The following is a 20,678-nucleotide window of genomic DNA, read 5'->3' on the forward strand; positions in this document are numbered from 1 at the left end:
TTACGGCTCCCTGGGGGCGTCGGCGACTGTCGGGGGGAAGTCTGCGGAATCGGTGCGGCGGACGTCGAGCGTACGGTCCGGCGTCACCCGTACGACGAGGTGGCGGTGCCAGTCCTCGTCGTCCCGGTCGGGCCGGTCCTCGCGCCAGTGGCAGCCGCGGGTCTCCTCGCGGGCGGCGGCGGCGGCGACCAGCACGCGCGCGACGAGCAGCAGGTTGGTGGTCTCCCACGCGTCCACGCCGGGCTCGGCGGCCTTGCGCTCACCGGCTCCGTCGGCGTCGGCCCGGATCTCCTCCAGGCGGGCGGCGGCCCCGGCGAGGCTGTCGGCGGAGCGGAGCACGCCCGCGCCGTTGGTCATGATCCGCTGGATCTGGATGCGGGTCTCGGGGGCCAGCAGCGGGGAGGTGGGGGCGGACCCGGGGACGCGATGGGCGTCGTCCTGGGGGGCCGCCACGCGCGCGTGGCCGCCCGCCGCGATGTCGGCCGCGATGCGCTCGGCGAAGACCAGGCCCTCAAGCAGGGAGTTGGAGGCGAGCCGGTTGGCGCCGTGGACGCCGGTGCAGGCGACCTCGCCGCACGCGTAGAGCCCCGGGACCGTGGTGCGGCCGTGCAGGTCGGTGCGGACGCCCCCGGAGGCGTAGTGGGCGGCCGGGGCGACCGGGATGGGCTCGGTGACCGGGTCGATGCCGTGGGCGCGGCAGGCGGCGAGGATGGTGGGGAAACGCTGCTCCCACATCTCGGCGCCGAAGTGCCGTGCGTCCAGGTACATGTGCTCGGTGCCCCGCGCCTGCATCTGGCGCGTGATCGCCTTGGCCACGATGTCGCGGGGCGCCAGCTCGGCCAGCTCGTGCTGCCCGAGCATGAAGCGGGTGCCGGAGGCGTCGACGAGGTGGGCGCCCTCTCCCCGTACCGCCTCGGAGACCAGCGGCTGCTGGCCCTCGGAGTCGGCGCCGAGGAAGAGCACGGTCGGGTGGAACTGGACGAACTCCAGGTCGGAGATCTCGGCGCCGGCCCGCAGCGCCAGGGCGACGCCGTCGCCGGTGGAGACCGGCGGGTTGGTGGTGGCCGAGAAGACCTGGCCCATGCCGCCGGTGGCGAGCACCACGGCGGGGGCGTGGACGGCCCCCACGCCGTCGTGCTGGCCCTCGCCCATGACGTGCAGGGTGATGCCCGCCGTACGCCCGTCGTCGTCCCTCAGCAGGTCGAGTACGAGCGCGTTCTCGATGGTCCGTACGGCCTGCTCGCGGACGGCCTCGACCAGCGCGCGCGAGATCTCGGCGCCCGTGGCGTCGCCGCCCGCGTGGGCGATGCGGCGGCGGTGGTGGCCGCCCTCGCGGGTCAGCGAGATGGCGCCGGAGTCGTCGGTGTCGAAGGCGGCGCCGGTGGCGATCAGCCGCCGCACCGCGTCCGGGCCCTCGGTGACCAGGGTGCGCACCGCGGTCTCGTCACACAGGCCCGCGCCCGCCACCAGCGTGTCGTCCAGGTGCTGTTCGGGGGTGTCGCCCTCGCCGAGGGCCGCCGCGATGCCGCCCTGCGCCCAGCGCGTCGAGCCGTCGTCGAGCCGCGCCTTGGTCACCACCACGGTGGTGAGCCCGGCGGCGGTGCAGCGCAGGGCTGCGGTGAGGCCCGCCACGCCCGAGCCGACGACCACGACGTCCGCGTCGATGGACCAGCCGGGTGCGGGCGCGTCCAGCCGTATGCCGGTCCGGGCCGGACCGTCGTTCGTCCTGGTCATGCGGGGGCTCCGAAGTTCAGCGGGATGTTGTCGATGAGGCGGGTGGTGCCGACGCGCGCGGCGATCGCGAGGACCGCCTCACCGGCGAAGCCGTCCACGGCCTCGTCGAACGTCGCCGGGTCGACCAGCGCCAGATAGTCCAGGGCCAGCGGCGGTTCCGCCTTGGCGGCCTCGTCCAGGACGCTCTGGGCGGCGGCGCGCACGACCGCGGGGGACGGGCCCGCCGCCTCCACCGCGTACGCGTCGGCGGCCGCGCGGGCCTCGCCGATCCGGGAGAGCGCCAGGGCGCGCCCGGAGGAGGCGTGGGTGGCTGCGGCGCGCGCGTGGAGCGCGTGCTCGGCCGTCAGCCGGTCGCGGGCCGCGAACAGCGCGCGCGACAGCGCCAGCGCGGTGGTGCGGTCGGCCTGCGAGAGGTAGCGGTTGCGGCTGGAGAGGGCGAGCCCGTCGGCCTCGCGGACCGTGGGCACGCCGACGATCTCCACGGGGAAGTTGAGGTCGCGCGCCATGCGTCGGATCAGGGCCAGCTGCTGGGCGTCCTTCTCCCCGAACAGCGCGAGGTCGGGGGCGGTGAGGTGGAGCAGCTTGGCGACGACGGTGAGCATGCCGTCGAAGTGGCCGGGGCGGGAGGCGCCTTCGAGCCGCTCGCCCATCGGCCCCGCGGTGATGCGCACTTGCGGCTCGCCACCGGGGTAGACCTCGTCCACGGAGGGCGCGAACACGGCGTCGGCGCCCGCGTGCCCGGCCAGTTCGATGTCGGCGTCCAGGGTGCGCGGATAGCGGTCGAGGTCCTCGCCCGCGCCGAACTGCAGCGGGTTCACGAAGACCGTGACGACGACCTGGCCGCCGGGGCCGACGCTCTCGCGCGCGGTGCGCACCAGGGTGGCGTGCCCCTCGTGCAGGGCGCCCATGGTCATGACGACGGCGCGGCGGCCGGTGCGCTCCAGGGCTGCCAGCTCGGCGGCGGTGCGGACCAGAAGGGTCATCGGTTCTCTCCGTCCGCGAGCACGCCCAGCAGATCCTCGGCGAGCTCGGGCTTCAGCAGGCCGTGGGCGAGCGCCCGGTCGGCGGTCGTACGGGCCATGGCGAGGTATCCGGCGACCGTGCCGGGGGCGTGCTTGCGCAGCTCGGCGATGTGCGCCGCGACCGTGCCCGCGTCGCCGCGCGCGACGGGGCCGGTCAGGGCCGCGTCGCCGGAGCGCAGCGCGTTGTCGAGCGCCGCTCCCAGGAGCGGGCCGAGCATCCGGTCGGGGGCGGAGACTCCGGCCAGCCGCAGCAGCTCCATGGACTGGGCCACCAGGGTGACGAGGTGGTTCGCGCCGAGGGCGAGGGCCGCGTGGTAGAGCGGCCGGTTCTGCTCCTCGATCCACTCGGGCTCGCCGCCCATCTCGATGACCAGCGCTTCCGCGGCGAGCCGCAGTTCCTCCGGCGCGGTGACGCCGAACGAGCACCCGGCCAGGCGCTGGACGTCGACGCCGGTCCCGGTGAACGTCATCGCGGGGTGCAGGGCCAGCGGCAGCGCCCCCGCGCGCGTGGCGGGCGCGAGCACGTCCGTCCCGTACCGCCCGGAGGTGTGCACGAGCAGTTGGCCGGGGCGGATCGCGCCTGTCTCGGCGAGGCCCTCCACCAGGCCCGGCAGGGCGTCGTCGGGGACGGTGAGCAGCACCAGGTCCGCGGCGGCCAGCACTTCGGCGGGCGGCACCAGGGGCACGTCCGGCAGCAGGGCGGCGGCCCGGCGCACGGAGGCGTCCGACACGCCGGAGACCGCGACCGGGCGGTGCCCGGCGAGCTTCAGCGCGGCGGCGAGGGCGGGGCCGACCCGGCCGGCACCGACGACACCGACGGTGAGGCGGGCTGGGCGGGTTTCTGGTTGTGCGTTCACGCGGCGGGCCTTCCGTTCCAGTCCGCGAGGGGTACCGGACGATTTCCCCGTCATGCTACGCCCAGGTTTCGAGACGTCCGCGGCTGTCCACAGGCTGTGGGCGATGATCTGATCATGACTGACGAGGTGGATGGGAACGGCCGGGCCGAGCAGGAGCTGCGCCTGCGCAGACTGGCGGCCTGGCGCAATGCGGAGCGGACCCTGTGGCGGGCGCCCGGCGAGACGGGCATGGGCGAGCGGCTGACGGCACTGGCGGCCGACGCGCGCGCGGTCTACGACATGGCCGAGGTGCCGGACTTCTACGGCGACGGGCCGGTCGCCGAGCTGGAACGGCGCACCGCCGACCTGCTCGGTTTCCCGGCGGCCGCCTTCTTCCCGACCGGCACCATGGCCCAGCAGGTCGCTCTGCGCTGCTGGGCGGGGCGCACCGGCGACAGCACGGTGGCGCTGCACCCGCTGGCCCATCCAGAGGTGCACGAGCGGCGCGCCTTCGGTGCGGTGAGCGGGCTGCGCACGGTCCACCCGACGACCGCGCCCCGGCTTCCCACGGCCGAGGAGGTACGGGACTTCGAGGAGCCGTTCGGCACGCTGATGCTGGAGCTGCCGCTGCGCGACGCCGGGTTCGTCCTGCCCACCTGGGACGAGCTGACCGCCGTGGTGGAGGCGGCCCGGGAACGCGATGCGGTGGTGCACTTCGACGGCGCGCGGCTGTGGGAGTGCGCCGTGCACTTCGACCGCCCGCTCCAGGAGATCGCGCAGCTCGCGGACAGCGTCTACGTGTCGTACTACAAGACCCTGGAGGGCATGTCGGGCGCGGTGCTCGCCGGTCCGGAGTCCCTGATCGAGGAGGCGCGCACCTGGCGCCATCGTTACGGGGGCCAGGTCTTCCAGCAGTATCCGGCGGCCCTGTCCGCGCTCGTCGGGCTCGACCGGGTGCTGCCCGAGCTGCCGTCGTACGTCGCCCACGCGCGCGTGGTGGCCGGCGCGCTGGCGGAGGGGTTCGCCAAGGCGGGGGTGCCATGGTTCCGGATCAACCCGGAGGTCCCGCACACCCACCAGTTCCACGTCTGGCTGCCGTACGGGGCGGACGCCCTGTCCGACGCCGCGCTCGTACAGGCCGAGGAGACCGGAGTGGCCCTCTTCCGCCGCTGGTTCCCGGCGCCCGCGGGGCCGCCCGGGCTCTCGTACACGGAGCTGACGGTGGCGGAGCCGGGCCTGCGGTGGTCGGCGGAGGACGTACGGGACGCGGTGGCGGAGTTCGTGCGGAGGCTGGGCGAGGGGAGCAAGGGGTGAGCGGGCGCCCCCGCCCCTGACGCCGCCCCTCAGCGGCAGGCCGGCGGCCGGTGCGGGGCGAAGAGGCGGCCCAGGGCGGCGCGCAGCCGGCCGCCCGCGAGGCGGCCGGAGAGGACCGCTTCGAAGCGCCGGTAGTCCCGTATTTCGCGCAGGGTGCGCACGTCGTGCGTGCCCGGCAGCGGGGGCGGCGGCTCCTGGAGCCGGGCCGTGCGATAGGTGTCGAGCATGTGCTGCTGGATGGCGTCCATGCATCCAGGCTGCGCCGGTCGGGGCCGTCCGTCGCGCCGATTGACCAGGGGCGTCAAACGACGGGGGCGCTGTCAGTGGGGCAGTGCACCATGGGCGCATGAGCGTGTGCATCGACATCACGGGTTTGCCGCAGGAGCGGATCGTCTTCGGACCCTCTCCGCTGGCCGAGCTGGGCGCCGCCCTGCACGCGCTCTCCGAGCCCGCGCACCACGCCCGGCTGCACGGCTGGACCACCACCACGGCGGCCGGGCTCAAGCCGGAGCTGGCCGACCGGCTGCACGAGGCGGACTTCCTGTGGCGGTCCACCCGCTCGGACATCCTGCTGCCGCCGCGGCCCCGCGAGACGCTGGCCGAGGAGCTGGACGACCTCGACCGCATGGACGACGAGAAGTACGTGGCGGCGGCGCTGGAGATCTCCTGCGCGAGCCTCTACAACGCGGGGGCGCCGTCCCCGCTGGTCGACGCGCGGATGCGGGACCGCGCCCTGGACCTCGCCGCCGCGCGCGGCCCGCGCCAGGCCGCCTTCGTGAAGCGGATGCTGCTCGACCCGCCGGGGGCGCGCGCGTGGATACGCAGGCTGTTGGAGGACTGCGACGCCGCGTTCTTCGGGGAGACCTGGCAGCGCGTCCGGGTCCAACTGGCCGCCGACGCACGGCACAAGACGGAGCTCCTGAAGCACAAGGGCCTGGCGGAGGCGGTCGCGGCGGTCTCCCCCGCCGTCGCCCTCGAACAGGACGAGCGGGGCAGCCGTATCGTCGTGGACAAGCTGACCCACGGGCGTACGAGCGCGGCGGGCACCGGCCTGACGTTCATCCCCACCGCGTTCGGCTGGCCGCACCTGTTCGCGCTGCACGCGCCGGGCTGGCAGCCGGTCGTCCAGTATCCGGTCCCGACGGGCGAGTTGGGCGGCGCCGCGCCCGTCGACGTGGTGAAGGCACGCCTTGAGGCGGTCGCGCACCCGATGCGGATGCGGCTGTGCCGCAGCCTCGCCCGGGGCGCGTACACGACGAGCGAGCTGGCCGACGCGTACGGGATCAGCGCCCCGGAGGTGTCGCGCCACCTCGCGGTGATGAAGAAGGCGGGCCTGCTCACCACCCAGCGCCGCGGCCGCTATGTGCTGCACCAGCTGGACGTGGCGGTGGTGGCCCGCCTCGGCAGCGATTTCCTGGAGGGGGTGCTGCGGTAGCGCGTCGTGTTCCGGGTGCGGGTTGTCCGTGGCTGAGCGCGCAGTTCCCCGCGCCCCTTGGGGGTTGGGGGTCGCTGCACCAGCTCCCTGCACCAGTAGGTGTCTGAAAGGGCGCGGGGAACTGCGCGATCAGCCCCCACCGCCTGCAGACAAACACCGGCCCACCCCTCCTCAGCCACTGACCCGCAGCAGCAGCTTCCCCGTCGACGTGCGGCCCTCCATCAGGCGGTGGGCCTCCGGCGCCTGCCCCAAGGGGAACTCCGCGGTCACCGGCAGCTTCACGCTGCCGTCCGCCGCGAGCGCGAACGAACGTCCGGCCAGCTCGCGCAGCGCGTCCGGGGCGCCGGCCGCCAGGCCCAGGATGGAGAAGCCCGCGACCGAGCGGGCACCCGGGTAGAGCTCGGGCTGCCCGACGCGCCACGGCTCCCCGCCGCCCGCGTTCCCGTACGAGACGAGCCGCCCGAACAAGGTCAGCGCGTCCAGCCCCTGACGCAGCGTCTCGCCGCCGACCGGGTCAAGGACGAGGTCCACGCCCCGGCCGCCGGTCGCCCGGCGCACGTCCTGGGCGAAGGAGCCGGTGAGGAACGCGTCGTCGTACCCGTGCTCGCGCGCGTACGCGGCCTTGGCCTCGCTGGACACCACGCCGTAGACGGCGCCCGCGCCCGCGAGCCGGGCGATCTGCCCCACGACCGTGCCGACGCCGCCCGCCGCGCCCTGGACCAGGACGCTCTCGCCGGGCTGCAGCCGCCCCACCTCGTGGACGAGGGCGTGCGCGGTGGGCAGGACCGTGGGGAGCGTGGCGGCGGTGCGCAGGCCGACGCCCTCCGGCACCGGGAAGACGGCGGCGGCCGCGACGACGGCGACGTCCGCGTAGCCGCCGCCCTCGGCCATCGCCGCGACCTCCTGGCCGACGACGAGCCCTTCGACGCCCGCGCCGAGCTCCCGTACGCGCCCGGAGACCTCAAGGCCCGGCACGAACGGCAGGGACCGCACCCGGTAGCCCTCCGAACGGGCCTTCACCTCGGCGAAGTTGACCCCGGCGTAGGCGACGTCGATGGCGACCTCGCCGGGACCGGGCCTGGGCACCTCGGTCTCGACCAGCCGCAGTACTTCCGGACCGCCCAGCTCGCTGACCTGAATCGCACGCATGACGTGAGTCCCCCTCGGCACGTAAAGTGTTCAATGAATGTCGAACACTCAGGAGTGTACGACCCACATCGAACACTCGGCAAGAGCAGCTCGCCGGGCCCGGGCAGGAGGAAGGACACCGATGACCCATCGCGCGGCACCCGAACACACCCACCCCGACAAGGTCCCCCTGATCACGGCCCTGGACGCCCTCGGCGACCCGGTCCGCCTCCAGCTCGTGCGCGAGCTCGCCGAGTCCCAGGAGTGGACGCGCAGCTGCGGCTCGTTCGACGTGCCCGTACGCAAGGCGGCGCTGAGCCACCACTTCTCGGTGCTGCGCGCGGCCGGGCTGGTCGAGCAGCGCGACGACGGGTCCAAGCGGGTCAACCGCCTGCGCCGCGAGGAGTTCGACGAGCGCTTCCCGGGGCTGCTCGCACTGGTCCTGCGCGGCGACTGAGGACGTACGGGCCGCTGAGGACCGTACGGGCCAAGAGAGCCGGCCGGCTCAGAGCCCTCCGGCCCGCACCAGCCCCGACTCGTAGGCGAGGACGACCACCTGGACCCGGTCCCGCAGCCCCAGCTTCGTCAGGATCCGGCCGACATGGGTCTTCACGGTGGCCTCCGAGAGGACCAGACGCGCCGCGATCTCGCCATTCGAGAGGCCCTGCGCGACCAGCAGCATGACCTCGCGCTCGCGCTCGGTCAGCCTGTCCATGGCGCCGCCGGGTCCCTTCTCCTTGCCGGTCGTCGGCAGCATCGGGGCGAACCGGTCGAGCAGGCGCCGGGTGGTGGACGGCGCGACGACCGCGTCACCGCTGTGCACCGAACGGATGGCGGCCAGCAGTTCGCCCGGCGGCACGTCCTTCAGCATGAAGCCGCTGGCGCCCGCCTTCAGACCGGAGAACGCGTACTCGTCCAGGTCGAAGGTGGTCAGGATCAGCACCTTGGGGGGCGTCTCGGCCGAGCAGATCCGGCGCGTCGCCTCCACCCCGTCGAGCCGCGGCATGCGCACGTCCATCAGCACCACGTCCACGGCGGTCGCGCGGAGGATCTCGATCGCCTCCGCGCCGTCGCCCGCCTCCGCGACGACCTCCATGTCCGGCTGGGCGGCGAGCACCATCCGGAAGCCGGTGCGCAGCAGCACCTGGTCGTCGACGAGCATCACGCGGATCGTCATCGGGTCCCTCTCCATCACGACGTACGAGAAATTCGGGCGTACGGGAAAACTAGTGCGCGTACGGGAACTAGTGGGCGGGCTTCAGCGGCAGCAGGGCGCTGATGCGGAAGCCGCCGCCCGGCCGCGGCCCCGCGTCCAGGGTGCCGCCCACCATGCCGACGCGCTCGCGCATGCCGATCAGACCATGCCCCCGGCCGTCGGCGCCGCCGTCCTCGTACATCTCGTGCGCCGCCCCGCGCCCGTCGTCCTCGACCAGCAGGCCGAGCCCGTCGTCGAAGTAGACCAGGCGGACGCTGGCGCCCGCCTCCGGGCCGCCGTGCTTGCGCGTGTTGGTGAGCGCCTCCTGCACGATCCGGTACGCCGTGAGCTCGACGCCGCTGGGCAGCGGGCGCGGGGTGCCCTCGATCTTGAAGTCCACGGTGAGCCCGGCCGTACGCACCTGCTCGACCAGCTCCTCGATCTGCTCGACGTCCGGCTGCGGCACATACTCCCCCGCCTCCCGGTGCTCGCCCGTGCGCAGCACGCCGAGCAGGCGGCGCATCTCGGCGAGCGCCTGGCGGCCGGTCATCGAGATGGTCTCCAGGGCGATCTTCGCCTGGTCGGGCGCGCTGTCCATCACATACGCGGCGCCGTCCGCCTGGACCACCATCACCGAGACGTTGTGGGCGACGACGTCGTGCAGCTCGCGGGCGATCCGGGCGCGCTCGGCGGCGACGGCGACCTTCGCCTGCGCCTCGCGCTCCTTCTCCAGGCGGGCGGCGCGCTCCTCCAGCTCGGCGAAGTACGCCCGTCGGGTGCGCATCGAATCGCCGAGGACCCAGGCGAGGATGAACGGGACCGTCATCACGATGACGAAGAAGACGGTCTGGCCCGGGCTCATGCCGCCGTCGCTGCCGTTGTAGTCGGGCCAGCGCACCATCGCGATCACAGCGGCGAGCAGCGAGCCCACCAGGGCGAACCGCGAGGCCCAGCGCTCGCCGACGGCGGCCGCCGTGTAGATCGCGACCAGCATGGCGAAGTCCGACACGTTCGGGCTGACGTTCAGCGCCAGCTGGACCAGCCCCATTCCGGCCGCGAGCACCAACGTCTTCTCGGGTGCGCGGCGGCGCAGCGCCACGACGACGCTCAGTCCGACGGCGATCAGCAGGGCCGCCGGGGTCGAGCCGTGGCCGGTACCGCCGGAGACGAGCGACATGCCGGAGATCCCGAAGAGGAAGACCGCCCAGAGGGTGTCGACCGCGGTCGGGTGTCTGCGGATGAAGTCGTAGAGGAGCTGCACGTAACCCAGCGTAGGGAAGCCGGATCGGTGCAAGGGTCAACCGGAGGGTCGATCCGGGTCGCCGGGGCGTACTCCCCAAGGTGGAGGGCGCCTAGCCTTCTGCTGTGAAACACGAGGTGAGGGACGACACAGCGAGGGGTTCGCAGGCCTGGTCCGGCTGGCGGGCGGCGACCGAACAGGCCCTGTACGGCCCCGGCGGCTTCTACCTCCGCCCCGAGGGCCCCGCAGGCCACTTCCGTACCTCCGTCCACGCCTCGCCGCTCTTCGCCCAGGCCGTGGCGCGGCTCCTGGAGGAGGTCGCGCAGGAGCTCGGGGGCGGCGAGGTCGCGTTCGTCGACATGGGCGCGGGGCGCGGGGAGCTCGTCACGGGCGTACTGGCCGCGCTGCCCGCCGGATTCCCCGTACGGGCGTACGCCGTGGAGCGCGCGGCGCGTCCGCCGGGGCTCGATGAGCGGGTGACGTGGCTCGCTCGGCCTCCCACTGGCGTCCGGGGCCTCCTGTTCGCCAACGAGTGGCTGGACAACGTCCCGGCGGACGTGGCCGAGGCCGACGCGGACGGCGTCCCGCGCGAGGTCCTGGTCCGCCCCGACGGGGGCGAACACCTCGGCGCGCCCGTCTCCGGCGAGGACGCGCGCTGGCTGGAGCGGTGGTGGCCCCTGCGGGAGCCCGGCGACCGGGCGGAGATCGGCCGCACGCGGGACGAGGCGTGGGCGGGGGCGGTCGGCACGTTGTCTGCGGGGCTGGCGGTGGCGGTGGACTACGGGCACGTGGCTGGGGGGCGCCCGCGGTACGGAACCCTCACGGGCTTCCGGGGCGGCCGCGAGGTGGCCCCCGTGCCGGACGGCACGTGCGACATCACGTCCCATGTGGCGCTGGACGCGTGCGCGGGCCGGTCCGGGGAGCTGATGCTTCAGCGCGAGGCCCTGGCCAGGCTGGGCGTCACGGGCGAACGCCCGCCCCTGTCCCTGGCGTCGACGGACCCGGCCGCTTACGTACGGGCGCTGGCGCGCGCGGGGGAGGCGGCGGAGCTGGTGGCTCGGGGCGGGCTGGGGGACTTTTTGTGGCTGCGGGAGCGGGTGTGAGGGATGCGTCTGCGGATGGGTGGGGCTGGCCCTCCGGGGGTGCGGGTCTCGGTCTGCGGGCCGGTGGGGGCTGATCGCGCAGTTCCCCGCGGCCCTTCTGGGCCCGGTGTTTGACTGCGGGCCGGTGGGGGCTGGTCGCGCAGTTCCCTGCGGCCCTGAGGGGGACGGGGCTGAGGCGCTAGCCCCTTGGCGGGGTGCAGGGGGCGGAGCCCCGCCAAGGGTGCAGGGGGCGCAGCCGGCCCCCGCCAGTGCAACGGGCGGAGCCCCCGCCAGGGGTCCGGGGGCGTGGCCGCCGGGGAAACCCACCCACCCTGACCCCCACCCACCCCCCGGAGGCCACGCGGCGGAGCCGCACATGTCACTGCGGGGAGGGGCGGGGTGGGGGAAACCAACCCCCGCCGGGGATACTGTCGCCCATGACGGAGACCACGGTCGGCATCGGCGGGGCGGCGGAGAGCACCGACATGGTGCTCAACATCGGCCCCCAGCACCCCTCCACCCACGGCGTGCTCCGCCTCCGCCTCGTCCTCGACGGCGAGCGCATCCGGCACGCCGAGCCGGTCGTCGGCTATATGCACCGCGGCGCCGAGAAGCTCTTCGAGGCGCGCGACTACCGCCAGATCGTCATGCTCGCCAACCGCCACGACTGGCTCTCCGCCTTCTCCAACGAGCTCGGCGTCGTCATGGCCGTCGAGCGCATGCTCGGCATGGAGGTCCCGGAGCGCGCCGTCTGGACCCGCACGCTCCTCGCCGAGCTGAACCGCGTGCTCAACCACCTGATGTTCCTCGGCTCGTACCCCCTCGAACTGGGCGGAATCACCCCGATCTTCCACGCCTTCCGTGAGCGCGAGGAGCTCCAGCACGTGATGGAGGAGGTCTCCGGCGGACGTATGCACTACATGTTCAACCGCGTCGGCGGCCTCAAGGAGGACCTCCCGCTGGGCTGGCTGGGCCGCGCCCGGGAGGCCGTCGCCGCCGCCAACTCGCGGATGGACGTGTACGACCGGCTCGTGCTCGGCAACGAGATCTTCCGGGGCCGCACCCGCGGCGTCGGCGTCCTGTCCCAGGAGGCCGTGCACGCGTACGGCGTCAGCGGGCCCATCGCCCGCGGCTCGGGCGTCGACTTCGACCTGCGCCGCGACGAGCCGTACCTCGCGTACGGCGAACTCCAGGACACCCTGCGGGTCGTCACCCGCACCGAGGGCGACTGCCTGGCCCGCTTCGAGGTGCTCCTGGAGCAGACGCACAACGCCCTCGAACTCGCCGACGCCTGCCTCGACCGGCTCGCCGAGCTGCCGCCCGGCCCGATCAACCAGCGCCTCCCGAAGGTCCTGAAGGCCCCCGAGGGCCACACCTACGCGTGGACCGAGAACCCGCTGGGCATCAACGGGTACTACCTCGTCAGCAAGGGCGAGAAGACCCCGTACCGGCTCAAGCTCCGCTCGGCCTCGTACAACAACATCCAGGCCCTCACCGAGCTCCTCCCGGGCACGCTGGTCGCCGACATGGTCGCCATCCTGGGCTCGCTCTTCTTCGTCGTCGGCGACATCGACAAGTAGCCGCACCCCCAGACATACGACGGGGCCCCGGCGCATCAAGCGCCGGGGCCCCGTTCCGTTCCGTACCGTCTACGAGATCGCCGTCCGCAGCACCGCCACGTCCAGCTGCTCCGTCTCGTCGTGCGCGGTCAGGTCGATGACCTTGCCGACGACCCGCTCGGGGCGGGTGTGCGGCCGCTCGGCCAGGACCTCCTCGCCGACCACGTCGGCCAGGTCCTCCTCCGCGGCCGCCGCTATCGCGGCCTCTACCGCCTCCCTCTCGGCGGCCTCCTTCTCGGCCGCGGTGCCGAAGAAGTCGAAGCTGCCCTCGGGCCGTACGGCGGGACGGGAGACATACGGAACCACCGCCGCCGCGACCGGCTTCGGGGCCCCGGGCAGCGCGGGAAGGGCGGCGGACGACGGGCGGACGTGTTCCCCGCTCCCGGCGGCCGCCGAGCGCTTCCCCTGCGGCTCGTCCGCCTTCCGGTCCGCCGGTGCGGGCAGGGCGGCCGGGACGGCCGACGGGCGCACGGCCTGCGGGGTTCTGCGCGCCGCCGCACGGGCCTCCTCCACCGCCGCGGCCGCGCTGCGCGCCTCCTGCGCGCGGCGCGCGTACGGCAGGTTCTCCAGTGCCCTGGAGGCGGACGCGTACGCGGCGGGCGTCGGCGTACTGGCCGCGGCGGGCAGCGCCTTGGGGGCGGCGGCCTCCAGGGCGAGCCTGCGGCGGCCCTCCAGCGCGCTGGCCCGCTCGGTCTCCGCCGTCGCGTACCGCCGCAGCAGGGCCGCGTGTTCGCCGCGCAGCCCGGCCAGCTCCATGCGCTTGGCACGGAGCTTGGCGTCCAGGCGGCCGCGCAGCTCGCGCGACTCCTCCAGGTCCGCCTCCAGTTCGGCGATCCGCTCCTCGGTGCGCCACTGGTCGGCGGCGCGCGAGCGGGTCAGCTCGGCGACCCGGCGACCGGCCGCCCGGTCCCAGCCGCGCATCAGCACCGAGCCGGTGACGGCGGCCACCGCGGCGGCCGCGGCCAGGCCCCGCAGTGCCATGGGCTGATCGAACAGCCAGGCGCCACCGGCGCAGAAGACAGCGGCGCCGGCGACGGCCGACGGTGAGAGGAGCCTGTGCAGAGGAGGGGAATGGCGGTGGCGTCCACGTGGCATGGCCTGAAATTTACCGTGCGTAGACGCCCAATGGAGCCCCTGCCCGTCAATCTCCCGAATCTTCTCCCAACCGTCTTCTCCGGGCCCCGGTTTTCGCTACTTCTTGATCAGTCCCTTCGACTGGAGATAGTCCTTCGCGACGTCGGCCGCCTTCGCCCGCTCGGCGTCCACCTTGCGGTTCAGTTCGACGAGATCGCCGGTCGTCAGCGTGTGGGTGAGCTTCGCGAGCGCGCCGGCTATCTCCTGGGCGCCCGCTTCCTTCGCATTGACCACGGGAAGGACGTTGTCCGCGTTCTGGAGCTTCTTGTCGTCTTCGAGGAGCACCAGGCCGTACTGGTCCAGGGTGGCGTCGGTCGTGGTGGTCAGCACCAGCTGGTCGACGCCGTCCTTGACGGCCTGCTTGGCCTGCGGGGTGCCGACGCCCTTGGGGTCGATCCCGCCGACCTCGATGCCGTACTTGGTCTTCAGGCCGGGGGCGCAGAAGACGCGGACGGGGCACTCGGGGCCCGCCGCGATCTTGACCTTGAGCTTCGACTTCCCCAGATCCGAAAGGGTCTTGAGGTTGTTCTTGGTGGCGAATTCCTTGGTCACCGCGAACGCGTTCTGGTCGACCGCCGCGCCCGCCGGGAGCACCTTGAGACCGCGCGGGGTGGCGAGCTTGGTGAGCTCGGCGACGGTCGCCGCGGCGTCGCTGGAGGCGAGCGGCTTGTCCTTCGCCTTCTCGCCGTTGACCTTGGCGTTGAGGAATTCGGTAAGCGTAGCCGCGTATTCCGGAACGACGTCGATCTCGCCCTTCTCCAGGGCGGGCTCATACAGCTCGCGGTTCTTCACCGTGGTGATCGAGGTTCCGTACCCGGCGTCGTGCAGGATCTGGGCGTAGAGCTCGGCGAGGACGGCGGACTCGGTGAAGCCGGCGGCGCCGACGGTGAGCGAGCCCTTCTTGCCGCCCCCGCCACCACTGCCCTTGTCCTTCTCCAGGCTGTCGCCGCCGCACGCGGCCAGCGACCCGGCCAGCGCCAGCGTGCCCAGCACCGCACCGGCCGTGCGCAGGATCTTGCTCATGAACGTTCACCATCCGAGAGTTCGTAAGTCCGACGTGTTCGGGGTCCGGGGTGTTACGGGGCCGTGCTGCGCCCGCGCACCGCGCGCAGGGGGCTGAACAGCCGGTCGGCCACCACCAGCACGCCCTCGACCAGCAACGCGAGCAGCGCGGCGAGGATCGCCCCCGCGACCACCTGCGGTGTGTTGTACGTGGCGAACCCGGCCGTGATGATCCGGCCGAGGCCGCCGAGCCCCACCATCGAGGCGATCGTCGCCGTGGCCACCACCTGCACCGCGGCCGACCGCACCCCGATCATGATCAGCGGGTAGGCGAGCGGCAGCTCCACCCGGGCGAACAGCTGGCCGCCCGACATCCCCATCCCGCGCGCGGCCTCCACCACCGACCGGTCCACCTCGCGCATTCCCACGTACGCGTTGGTCAGCAGCGGCGGCACCGCGAAGAGCACCAGCGCGATGATCGTCGGCGCGTACCCGGCCTTGCGCAGCGGGGTGAGCATCAGCAGGGCGAGCACCGCGAAGACGGGCACCGCCCGGCCCACGTTGGAGATGTTGACCGCGAGCGCCCCGCCCCGCCCTATGTGCCCGAGCCACAGCGCGAGCGGCAGCGCAATGGCGCACGCCACCAGGAGCGAGGCCCCGCTCACATACGCGTGCTCGGCCAGACGGTGCCAGGCGCCGTCGTCGCCGGACCAGTTGGACCCCGTCGTCAGCCAGGTCCAGGCGTCGGCCATGACCCCCATCAGCGCGCCCCCGCCGTCGTCCGTATGCGTGTCCACGGGGTGAGCAGGCGCTGGAGGCCGAGCAGCAGCAGGTCCGCCACGAGGGCGAGCAGCACGCACAGCACCGAGGCGGTGAGCACCTGCGCCTTGAACGTGGACTGCACGCCGTCGCCTATGAGGTTGCCGAGGCCGCCCTTGCCGACCACCGAGCCGACCGTGGTCAGCGCCACCGTGGACACCGTCGCGATGCGCACGCCGGCCAGCAGTGCGGGCAGCGCGAGCGGCAGCTCGACCTCGAACAGCAGCCGTATCCGTCCGTACCCCATCCCCCGGGCCGCCTCGCGCACTTCGGCCGGGACGGCTTCGAGGCCCGCCAGGATGTTCCGTACGAGGATCGTCAGCGAGTAGAGCACCAGGCCGGTGACCACCAGCGACGCGGAGAGCCCGAACACCGGCAGCAGCAGCGAGAACATCGCCAGCGACGGCACCGTGTAGAGCACGGTCGTCAGGGTCAGGACCGCGCCCGCGACCGATCGGCGGCCACGCGCGAGCAGCGCCAGCGGAAACGCGATCAGCAGCCCGACCAGCACCGAGACCACCGTGATCCAGACGTGCTGGACCGTGGCGTCGGTCAGCTCCTGGCTGCGGGAGCGCACGTACTCCCAGCAGATCCAGTCGTTGCGCACCAAACAATTCTGCGCAGTCACCCGTCCCCCACCTCCCCCGCCGGATCCCGTGAATCCCCCGACCGAACGTCTGTCTGGCGACCCTAACCCCCGCCACTGACAATCACCGAGGGCCGGTGGGGGGATCCCCGCATCGAACACAGAGCGGCAACATGGGGTTCACACAGCCACGGTCACCACCGGCGACAATGGGGAACCATGATCCGATTCGAGCACGTCACCAAGCGGTACGCCGACGGCACCAGCGCCGTCGACGACCTCTCCTTCGAAGTGGCCGAGGGCGAACTGGTCACGCTCGTCGGGCCGTCCGGCTGCGGCAAGACCACCACGATGAAGATGGTGAACCGGCTGATCGAGCCCACCGAGGGCCGGATATTCCTGGACGGGGAGGACATATCCACCGTCGATCCGGTGCAACTGCGGCGCCGTATCGGCTATGTCATCCAGCAGGTCGGGCTCTTCCCGCACAAGACGGTCCTGGAGAACACCGCGACCGTCCCGCACCTGCTCGGCGTCAAGCGCGCCAAGGCCCGTGAGCGCGCGGCCGAACTGCTCGACCTGGTCGGCCTCGACCCGAAGGTCCACGGGGCGCGCTACCCCGAGCAGCTCTCCGGCGGCCAGCGCCAACGCGTGGGCGTGGCACGGGCGTTGGCGGCCGACCCGCCGGTGCTCCTGATGGACGAGCCGTTCGGCGCGGTCGACCCGGTGGTGCGCGAACGGCTGCAGAACGAGTTCCTCAGGCTCCAGTCGCAGGTCCGCAAGACCGTGCTGTTCGTCACCCACGACATCGAGGAGGCGGTCCGCCTCGGCGACCGCATCGCGGTGTACGGGCAGGGGCGCATCGAGCAGCTGGACGCCCCGGCGGCCGTCCTCGGCACCCCCGCGACCCCCTATGTCGCGGACTTCGTCGGCGCCGACCGGGGCCTGAAGCGGCTCTCGGTGACACCCATCGAGGAGAGCGACCTGGAACAGCCGCCGGTGGTCCGGCTCGACGACCCGCTCCCCCGCGACCTCGGCGCCCCCTGGGCGGTGGTCCTGGACGCCTCCGGGGACCTGCACGGCTGGATCTCCGCCGAGAAGGCCGCCCTGGCCGGCGAAGGGACCCGTAAGGCGACCGTGCGCGAGCACGCCCGCCGGATGGAGGCCTGGCTGCCGCTCGGCGCCTCCCTGAAGCAGGCGTTCGCGACGATGCTCCAGCACGACGCGGGGTGGATCGCGGTCATCGACCACGAGGGGACGGGCCGCTTCCTCGGCGTCCTCACCCCGGCCCGGCTGCACGAGGCGCTGCGCCGCTCGATCGACGCGGACGCCCAGGCCGTCCCCCGTACGGAAGTGGAAGTGGAATCGATCAGTTCGCGCTGAGGCGGCTGCTGATCCACTCCAGGACCGGCGGGATCTCCCGCCGCCAGGTGTTGAAGTTGTGCCCGCCGCTGTCGAGCGTGATCGACGAGACGCGCGCGGGCGACTTCACCTTCTCGATGAACTTCAGCGTCGGCTTGAGGTTGTCCTCGCCGGACTTGGAGCTGGTGACCAGGAACGACGACTTGGCCGGCGCCACGTGGTCGAGCGCCCACAGCAGGTTGGAACGATTCTTCGCGGCCTTGTCGCCGTGGAAGAGATCACCGGTGGTCGGGTCGCTGGCGGCCTTGTAGTACGCCGAGAGGCCGGCGCTGGCGCCGAAGGTCTCCGGGTGGTGGATGCCGATCTTCAACGCGCAGTAGCCGCCGGTCGAGTTCCCGATGAAGCCCCAGTTCTGCGGCTTGGTGCCGACCCGGTACGTCTGCGAGACGGCCTTCGGGAGGTCCTTGGCGAAGAAGGTCTCGGTCTGCGGGCCGCCCGGGACGTCCACGCACTCGGTGTCCCTCGGCGGCGCCACCGTCGGGCGCATCATCACGAGGATCATCGGCTGCGCCTTCTTCTGCTTGACCTGCGCCCATGCCGTCTTCGGGTACCTCAGCCCCTTGATCAGGTTCTCCGCGGTGCCCGGATAGCCGGTCAGCACCACGGCGGCCGGGAACTTCTGGTTCTCGTACTTCTTCTGGAAGTACTCGGGGGGCAGATAGACGTAGGCGGGGCTGGCTATTCTGGAGCGTTGGCCCTGGACGACCACCTTCTGTATCTCACCCCCCGCCGCGGGGCTGCCGGCACCGGGGGTGTCGGGCTTCTGCTTCCCCGTGACCTTGATGTCCTTGCTTCCGGCGGAGTGGTCGACCACCACGCCCATGCCGTTCTCCTGGCCGAAGAGGTCCGCCCACGAGCCGTAGAAGAGGAAGGAGTTGTTGGCCGCGAGGCCCACCGAGGCGAAGAGCATCAGCTGTGTGCCGAGGAGCAGGCCGACCCGGCCCAGGACGGCTCGCCAGCTGCGGTTGGCCAGCTTCGGCCAGAGCCAGATGGTGAGCGCGAACAGCACCACCGCCAGTACGACGGCGAGCGCCAGAACCTTGTTGCTCGTGAGACCCATGAGTCGTCGAAACTTTCTGACTGAGATTTTCCTGAGGCCGAGGGAACCCGCCCCCGGGAAGTGCCGTCCTAGAGGGCGCAAATTGTCCAAAACACAGCGGCGACCTAGTCACTGTGGCGGACAACAGAATCTCTCGCGGAGTCACGGGAAGCGATGTCTGTCAGGATAGATGGGGACAAAAAGGGTTCGGTTCCGGCCGGCGCGCGCAAAGTCCTCCGTGGACCGCGCCCCGAGACGGTACCTTCACTGGTCGGCACGGCCGCGACGTTCGTCGGCCTGCTCAACATCGCCGCCGGCATCTTCCCGCGCTTCCGCGCCAGCCGGATGCACGCCGTCAGCGAGGTCCTGCCCGGCACGACGGGCCCCTTCGCGGCGGCCCTGGCGCTGAGCACCGGCGTCCTGCTGCTGCTCCTGGCCCACGGTCTGAAGCGGCGCAAGCGGCGGGCCTGGCGGGCCGCGGTCGCCCTGCTGCCGATCGGCGCGGTGGCCCAGTTCCTCTACCGCCACTCGATCGTCGGCGTACTGATCTCGATCGCCCTGCTGGTGCTGCTGGTCAGGCACCGCAGCGAGTTCACCGCACTGCCCGACCCGCGCAGCCGCTGGAAGGCGCTGGCCAACTTCATCCTGCTCGGCTCCGGTTCGCTGGGCCTGGGACTGGTGATCGTCTCGGTCCACCCGGGCCGGGTCGTCGGCAACCCGTCGATCGCCGACCGGATCCAGCATGTGATGTACGGCCTGTTCGGCTTCGAGGGGCCCGTCGAGTACGCGGGCGACACCAGCTGGACCGTTGCCTATTCGCTGGGCGCGCTCGGCCTGCTGACCGCGATCACCACCATCTACCTGGCCTTCCGCCCCGAGCACCCGGCCGCCCGGCTCACCGAGGACGACGAGCGCCAGCTGCGCGACCTGCTCGCCAAGCACGGCGCCCGCGACTCGCTCGGCCACTTCGCGCTCCGCCGCGACAAGGCGGTCGTCTTCTCCCCCAGCGGCAAGGCGGCCGTCACCTACCGCGTGGTCTCCGGTGTGATGCTCGCGTCGGGCGACCCCATCGGCGACGTCGAGGCCTGGCCCGGCGCCATCGAGCGGTTCATGGACGAGGCCAAGGCCCACTCCTGGACCCCGGCCGTGGTCGGCTGCTCGGAGACGGGCGGCGAGGTGTGGACCCGCGAGACCGGGCTCGACGCCCTGGAACTGGGCGACGAGGCGGTGGTGGACGCCGCGGATTTCTCCCTTTCCGGGCGCGCCATGCGGAACGTACGCCAGATGGTCAAGCGCATCGAGCGCAATGGCTACGAAACCCGCGTACGGCGCGTCCGTGATCTCTCCGTAGGTGAGCTGGAACGGATCCGGCGGGCCGCCGAGGACTGGCGCGGCACCGACACCGAGCGCGGCTTCTCCATGGCGCTGGGGCGGATCGGCGACCCGGGCGACGGCGACTGCGTGATCGCCACCGCCCACAAGGCCGACGACGACGGCTCGGGCGAGCCGGGCCCGTACGGCGACCTCAAGGCAATGATTCACTTCGTCCCCTGGGGCGCCGACGGAATGTCGCTTGAGCTGATGCGCCGCGACCGCTCCGCCGACCCGGGTATGAACGAGCTGCTGATCGTCGCCGCACTGCAGGCGGCGCCCAAGATCGGCATCGAACACGTCTCCCTGAACTTCGCGATGTTCCGTTCCGCGCTGGCGCGGGGCGAGAAGATCGGCGCCGGCCCGGTGCTGCGGCTCTGGCGCGGACTGCTGGTCTTCCTGTCCCGCTGGTTCCAGATTGAGTCGCTGTACAAGTTCAATGCGAAGTTCCAGCCACGCTGGGAGCCGCGCTTCATGGTCTACCGGGCCCACGGCGACCTGCCGCGCATCGGCTTCGCGGTGATGCAGGCCGAGGGCTTCGTGAACTTCGCCCTGCCGCGCCCGTTCACCCGCTTCAGCCGCGCCCACCGCAAGCGCCCGTGCGCACACCTGACGGCGCCGGAGGGCGAGAGAGCGGTACGGGCGGCGTAGCGCCTTAAGGGGGGCGGAGCCGCCCTTCGAGGGGGGCGCGGGGGTGTGA

General features: G+C 72.7%; 19 protein-coding genes. 7 read left to right on the top strand and 12 right to left on the bottom strand.

The window, feature by feature from the left end:
* The 3 genes from ACZ499_RS22860 to ACZ499_RS22870 are packed head-to-tail and all read right to left on the bottom strand — an operon-like array spanning position 1 to position 3,613.
* Positions 1 to 1,734: an L-aspartate oxidase gene (locus ACZ499_RS22860; RefSeq protein ID WP_468677475.1), complete on the bottom strand. Its 1,734-nt coding sequence runs from the start codon at positions 1,732 to 1,734 to the stop codon at positions 1 to 3.
* Positions 1,731 to 2,717 (bottom strand): pantoate--beta-alanine ligase, encoded by a 987-nt coding sequence (panC, locus tag ACZ499_RS22865; RefSeq protein WP_468677477.1) that lies wholly within the window; start codon positions 2,715 to 2,717, stop codon positions 1,731 to 1,733. Before panC ends, ACZ499_RS22860 begins: the two co-directional genes overlap by 4 nt.
* The gene (locus tag ACZ499_RS22870; protein ID WP_385547286.1) at positions 2,714 to 3,613 is read right to left on the bottom strand and encodes a Rossmann-like and DUF2520 domain-containing protein; all 900 of its coding nucleotides are present in this window, start codon (positions 3,611 to 3,613) and stop codon (positions 2,714 to 2,716) included. Before ACZ499_RS22870 ends, panC begins: the two co-directional genes overlap by 4 nt.
* A gap of 114 nt (positions 3,614 to 3,727) precedes the next feature.
* On the opposite strand from ACZ499_RS22870, the gene ACZ499_RS22875 reads away from it, so the two are divergent.
* Positions 3,728 to 4,906 carry a threonine aldolase family protein gene (locus tag ACZ499_RS22875; protein WP_468677478.1) on the top strand — a complete coding sequence of 393 codons (1,179 nt, stop codon included), beginning with the start codon at positions 3,728 to 3,730 and terminating at the stop codon, positions 4,904 to 4,906.
* Positions 4,907 to 4,935: 29 nt separating this feature from the next.
* Here the strand turns inward: ACZ499_RS22875 and ACZ499_RS22880 are convergent, their stop codons facing one another.
* Complete coding sequence (locus ACZ499_RS22880; protein ID WP_468412825.1) at positions 4,936 to 5,154, bottom strand: hypothetical protein; 219 nt, start codon at positions 5,152 to 5,154, stop codon at positions 4,936 to 4,938.
* A gap of 98 nt (positions 5,155 to 5,252) precedes the next feature.
* Between ACZ499_RS22880 and ACZ499_RS22885 the strand changes: the two genes are divergently transcribed.
* Complete coding sequence (locus ACZ499_RS22885) at positions 5,253 to 6,341, top strand: DUF5937 family protein (protein WP_468677480.1); 1,089 nt, start codon at positions 5,253 to 5,255, stop codon at positions 6,339 to 6,341.
* Between the two features lie 171 nt (positions 6,342 to 6,512).
* Here the strand turns inward: ACZ499_RS22885 and ACZ499_RS22890 are convergent, their stop codons facing one another.
* Positions 6,513 to 7,490, bottom strand: coding sequence for a quinone oxidoreductase family protein (locus ACZ499_RS22890; RefSeq protein ID WP_468412829.1), 978 nt, complete (start codon positions 7,488 to 7,490; stop codon positions 6,513 to 6,515).
* 121 nt (positions 7,491 to 7,611) lie between these two features.
* Here ACZ499_RS22890 and ACZ499_RS22895 point away from each other — a divergent pair, with 121 nt between their 5' ends.
* The gene (locus ACZ499_RS22895; protein ID WP_371653989.1) at positions 7,612 to 7,926 is read left to right on the top strand and encodes an ArsR/SmtB family transcription factor; all 315 of its coding nucleotides are present in this window, start codon (positions 7,612 to 7,614) and stop codon (positions 7,924 to 7,926) included.
* Between the two features lie 48 nt (positions 7,927 to 7,974).
* On the opposite strand, the gene ACZ499_RS22900 is transcribed toward ACZ499_RS22895, so the two are convergent.
* Both ACZ499_RS22900 and ACZ499_RS22905 read right to left on the bottom strand, forming a co-directional pair.
* Complete coding sequence (locus ACZ499_RS22900; RefSeq protein ID WP_468677482.1) at positions 7,975 to 8,646, bottom strand: response regulator transcription factor; 672 nt, start codon at positions 8,644 to 8,646, stop codon at positions 7,975 to 7,977.
* 67 nt (positions 8,647 to 8,713) lie between these two features.
* The gene (locus tag ACZ499_RS22905) at positions 8,714 to 9,925 is read right to left on the bottom strand and encodes a sensor histidine kinase (RefSeq protein WP_468677484.1); all 1,212 of its coding nucleotides are present in this window, start codon (positions 9,923 to 9,925) and stop codon (positions 8,714 to 8,716) included.
* A 104-nt stretch (positions 9,926 to 10,029) separates the two neighbouring features.
* On the opposite strand from ACZ499_RS22905, the gene ACZ499_RS22910 reads away from it, so the two are divergent.
* Both ACZ499_RS22910 and ACZ499_RS22915 read left to right on the top strand, forming a co-directional pair.
* Positions 10,030 to 11,007: an SAM-dependent methyltransferase gene (locus ACZ499_RS22910; protein WP_468677486.1), complete on the top strand. Its 978-nt coding sequence runs from the start codon at positions 10,030 to 10,032 to the stop codon at positions 11,005 to 11,007.
* 416 nt (positions 11,008 to 11,423) lie between these two features.
* Entirely contained in the window at positions 11,424 to 12,566 is a 1,143-nt protein-coding gene (locus ACZ499_RS22915) for an NADH-quinone oxidoreductase subunit D (RefSeq protein ID WP_385547311.1), read from the top strand.
* Between the two features lie 69 nt (positions 12,567 to 12,635).
* Here the strand turns inward: ACZ499_RS22915 and ACZ499_RS22920 are convergent, their stop codons facing one another.
* The 4 genes from ACZ499_RS22920 to ACZ499_RS22935 all read right to left on the bottom strand — a co-directional run bounded on the left by ACZ499_RS22920 (position 12,636) and on the right by ACZ499_RS22935 (position 16,188).
* Positions 12,636 to 13,700 carry a hypothetical protein gene (locus tag ACZ499_RS22920; RefSeq protein ID WP_468677487.1) on the bottom strand — a complete coding sequence of 355 codons (1,065 nt, stop codon included), beginning with the start codon at positions 13,698 to 13,700 and terminating at the stop codon, positions 12,636 to 12,638.
* Between the two features lie 96 nt (positions 13,701 to 13,796).
* Complete coding sequence (locus ACZ499_RS22925; RefSeq protein ID WP_468677489.1) at positions 13,797 to 14,762, bottom strand: ABC transporter substrate-binding protein; 966 nt, start codon at positions 14,760 to 14,762, stop codon at positions 13,797 to 13,799.
* A gap of 53 nt (positions 14,763 to 14,815) precedes the next feature.
* Complete coding sequence (locus ACZ499_RS22930; RefSeq protein WP_468412912.1) at positions 14,816 to 15,502, bottom strand: ABC transporter permease; 687 nt, start codon at positions 15,500 to 15,502, stop codon at positions 14,816 to 14,818.
* Complete coding sequence (locus ACZ499_RS22935) at positions 15,502 to 16,188, bottom strand: ABC transporter permease (RefSeq protein WP_468412844.1); 687 nt, start codon at positions 16,186 to 16,188, stop codon at positions 15,502 to 15,504. Before ACZ499_RS22935 ends, ACZ499_RS22930 begins: the two co-directional genes overlap by 1 nt.
* Before the next feature lie 177 nt (positions 16,189 to 16,365).
* Between ACZ499_RS22935 and ACZ499_RS22940 the strand changes: the two genes are divergently transcribed.
* Entirely contained in the window at positions 16,366 to 17,529 is a 1,164-nt protein-coding gene (locus ACZ499_RS22940) for an ABC transporter ATP-binding protein (RefSeq protein ID WP_385539601.1), read from the top strand.
* On the opposite strand, the gene ACZ499_RS22945 is transcribed toward ACZ499_RS22940, so the two are convergent.
* Positions 17,516 to 18,628, bottom strand: coding sequence for an alpha/beta hydrolase (locus tag ACZ499_RS22945; protein WP_468412848.1), 1,113 nt, complete (start codon positions 18,626 to 18,628; stop codon positions 17,516 to 17,518). The two genes, ACZ499_RS22940 and ACZ499_RS22945, sit on opposite strands and share 14 nt — an antisense overlap.
* Positions 18,629 to 18,781: 153 nt before the next feature.
* On the opposite strand from ACZ499_RS22945, the gene ACZ499_RS22950 reads away from it, so the two are divergent.
* Positions 18,782 to 20,629, top strand: coding sequence for a phosphatidylglycerol lysyltransferase domain-containing protein (locus ACZ499_RS22950; RefSeq protein WP_468677491.1), 1,848 nt, complete (start codon positions 18,782 to 18,784; stop codon positions 20,627 to 20,629).
* Positions 20,630 to 20,678 lie beyond the last annotated feature (49 nt).

Source organism: Streptomyces sp. NPDC031265, from assembly GCF_055570295.1.

Excerpts from the sequence above, each read along its gene's own strand:
- ACZ499_RS22930 (WP_468412912.1), bottom strand. The coding sequence starts at position 15,502 with ATGGGGGTCATGGCCGACGCCTGGACCTGGCTGACGACGGGGTCCAAC.
- ACZ499_RS22950 (WP_468677491.1), top strand. The coding sequence starts at position 18,782 with ATGTCTGTCAGGATAGATGGGGACAAAAAGGGTTCGGTTCCGGCCGGC.
- ACZ499_RS22925 (WP_468677489.1), bottom strand. The coding sequence starts at position 14,762 with ATGAGCAAGATCCTGCGCACGGCCGGTGCGGTGCTGGGCACGCTGGCG.
- ACZ499_RS22945 (WP_468412848.1), bottom strand. The coding sequence starts at position 18,628 with ATGGGTCTCACGAGCAACAAGGTTCTGGCGCTCGCCGTCGTACTGGCG.
- ACZ499_RS22915 (WP_385547311.1), top strand. The coding sequence starts at position 11,424 with ATGACGGAGACCACGGTCGGCATCGGCGGGGCGGCGGAGAGCACCGAC.
- ACZ499_RS22900 (WP_468677482.1), bottom strand. The coding sequence starts at position 8,646 with ATGACGATCCGCGTGATGCTCGTCGACGACCAGGTGCTGCTGCGCACC.
- ACZ499_RS22920 (WP_468677487.1), bottom strand. The coding sequence starts at position 13,700 with ATGCCACGTGGACGCCACCGCCATTCCCCTCCTCTGCACAGGCTCCTC.
- ACZ499_RS22890 (WP_468412829.1), bottom strand. The coding sequence starts at position 7,490 with ATGCGTGCGATTCAGGTCAGCGAGCTGGGCGGTCCGGAAGTACTGCGG.
- ACZ499_RS22880 (WP_468412825.1), bottom strand. The coding sequence starts at position 5,154 with ATGGACGCCATCCAGCAGCACATGCTCGACACCTATCGCACGGCCCGG.
- panC (WP_468677477.1), bottom strand. The coding sequence starts at position 2,717 with ATGACCCTTCTGGTCCGCACCGCCGCCGAGCTGGCAGCCCTGGAGCGC.
- ACZ499_RS22940 (WP_385539601.1), top strand. The coding sequence starts at position 16,366 with ATGATCCGATTCGAGCACGTCACCAAGCGGTACGCCGACGGCACCAGC.
- ACZ499_RS22860 (WP_468677475.1), bottom strand. The coding sequence starts at position 1,734 with ATGACCAGGACGAACGACGGTCCGGCCCGGACCGGCATACGGCTGGAC.
- ACZ499_RS22885 (WP_468677480.1), top strand. The coding sequence starts at position 5,253 with ATGAGCGTGTGCATCGACATCACGGGTTTGCCGCAGGAGCGGATCGTC.
- ACZ499_RS22875 (WP_468677478.1), top strand. The coding sequence starts at position 3,728 with ATGACTGACGAGGTGGATGGGAACGGCCGGGCCGAGCAGGAGCTGCGC.
- ACZ499_RS22895 (WP_371653989.1), top strand. The coding sequence starts at position 7,612 with ATGACCCATCGCGCGGCACCCGAACACACCCACCCCGACAAGGTCCCC.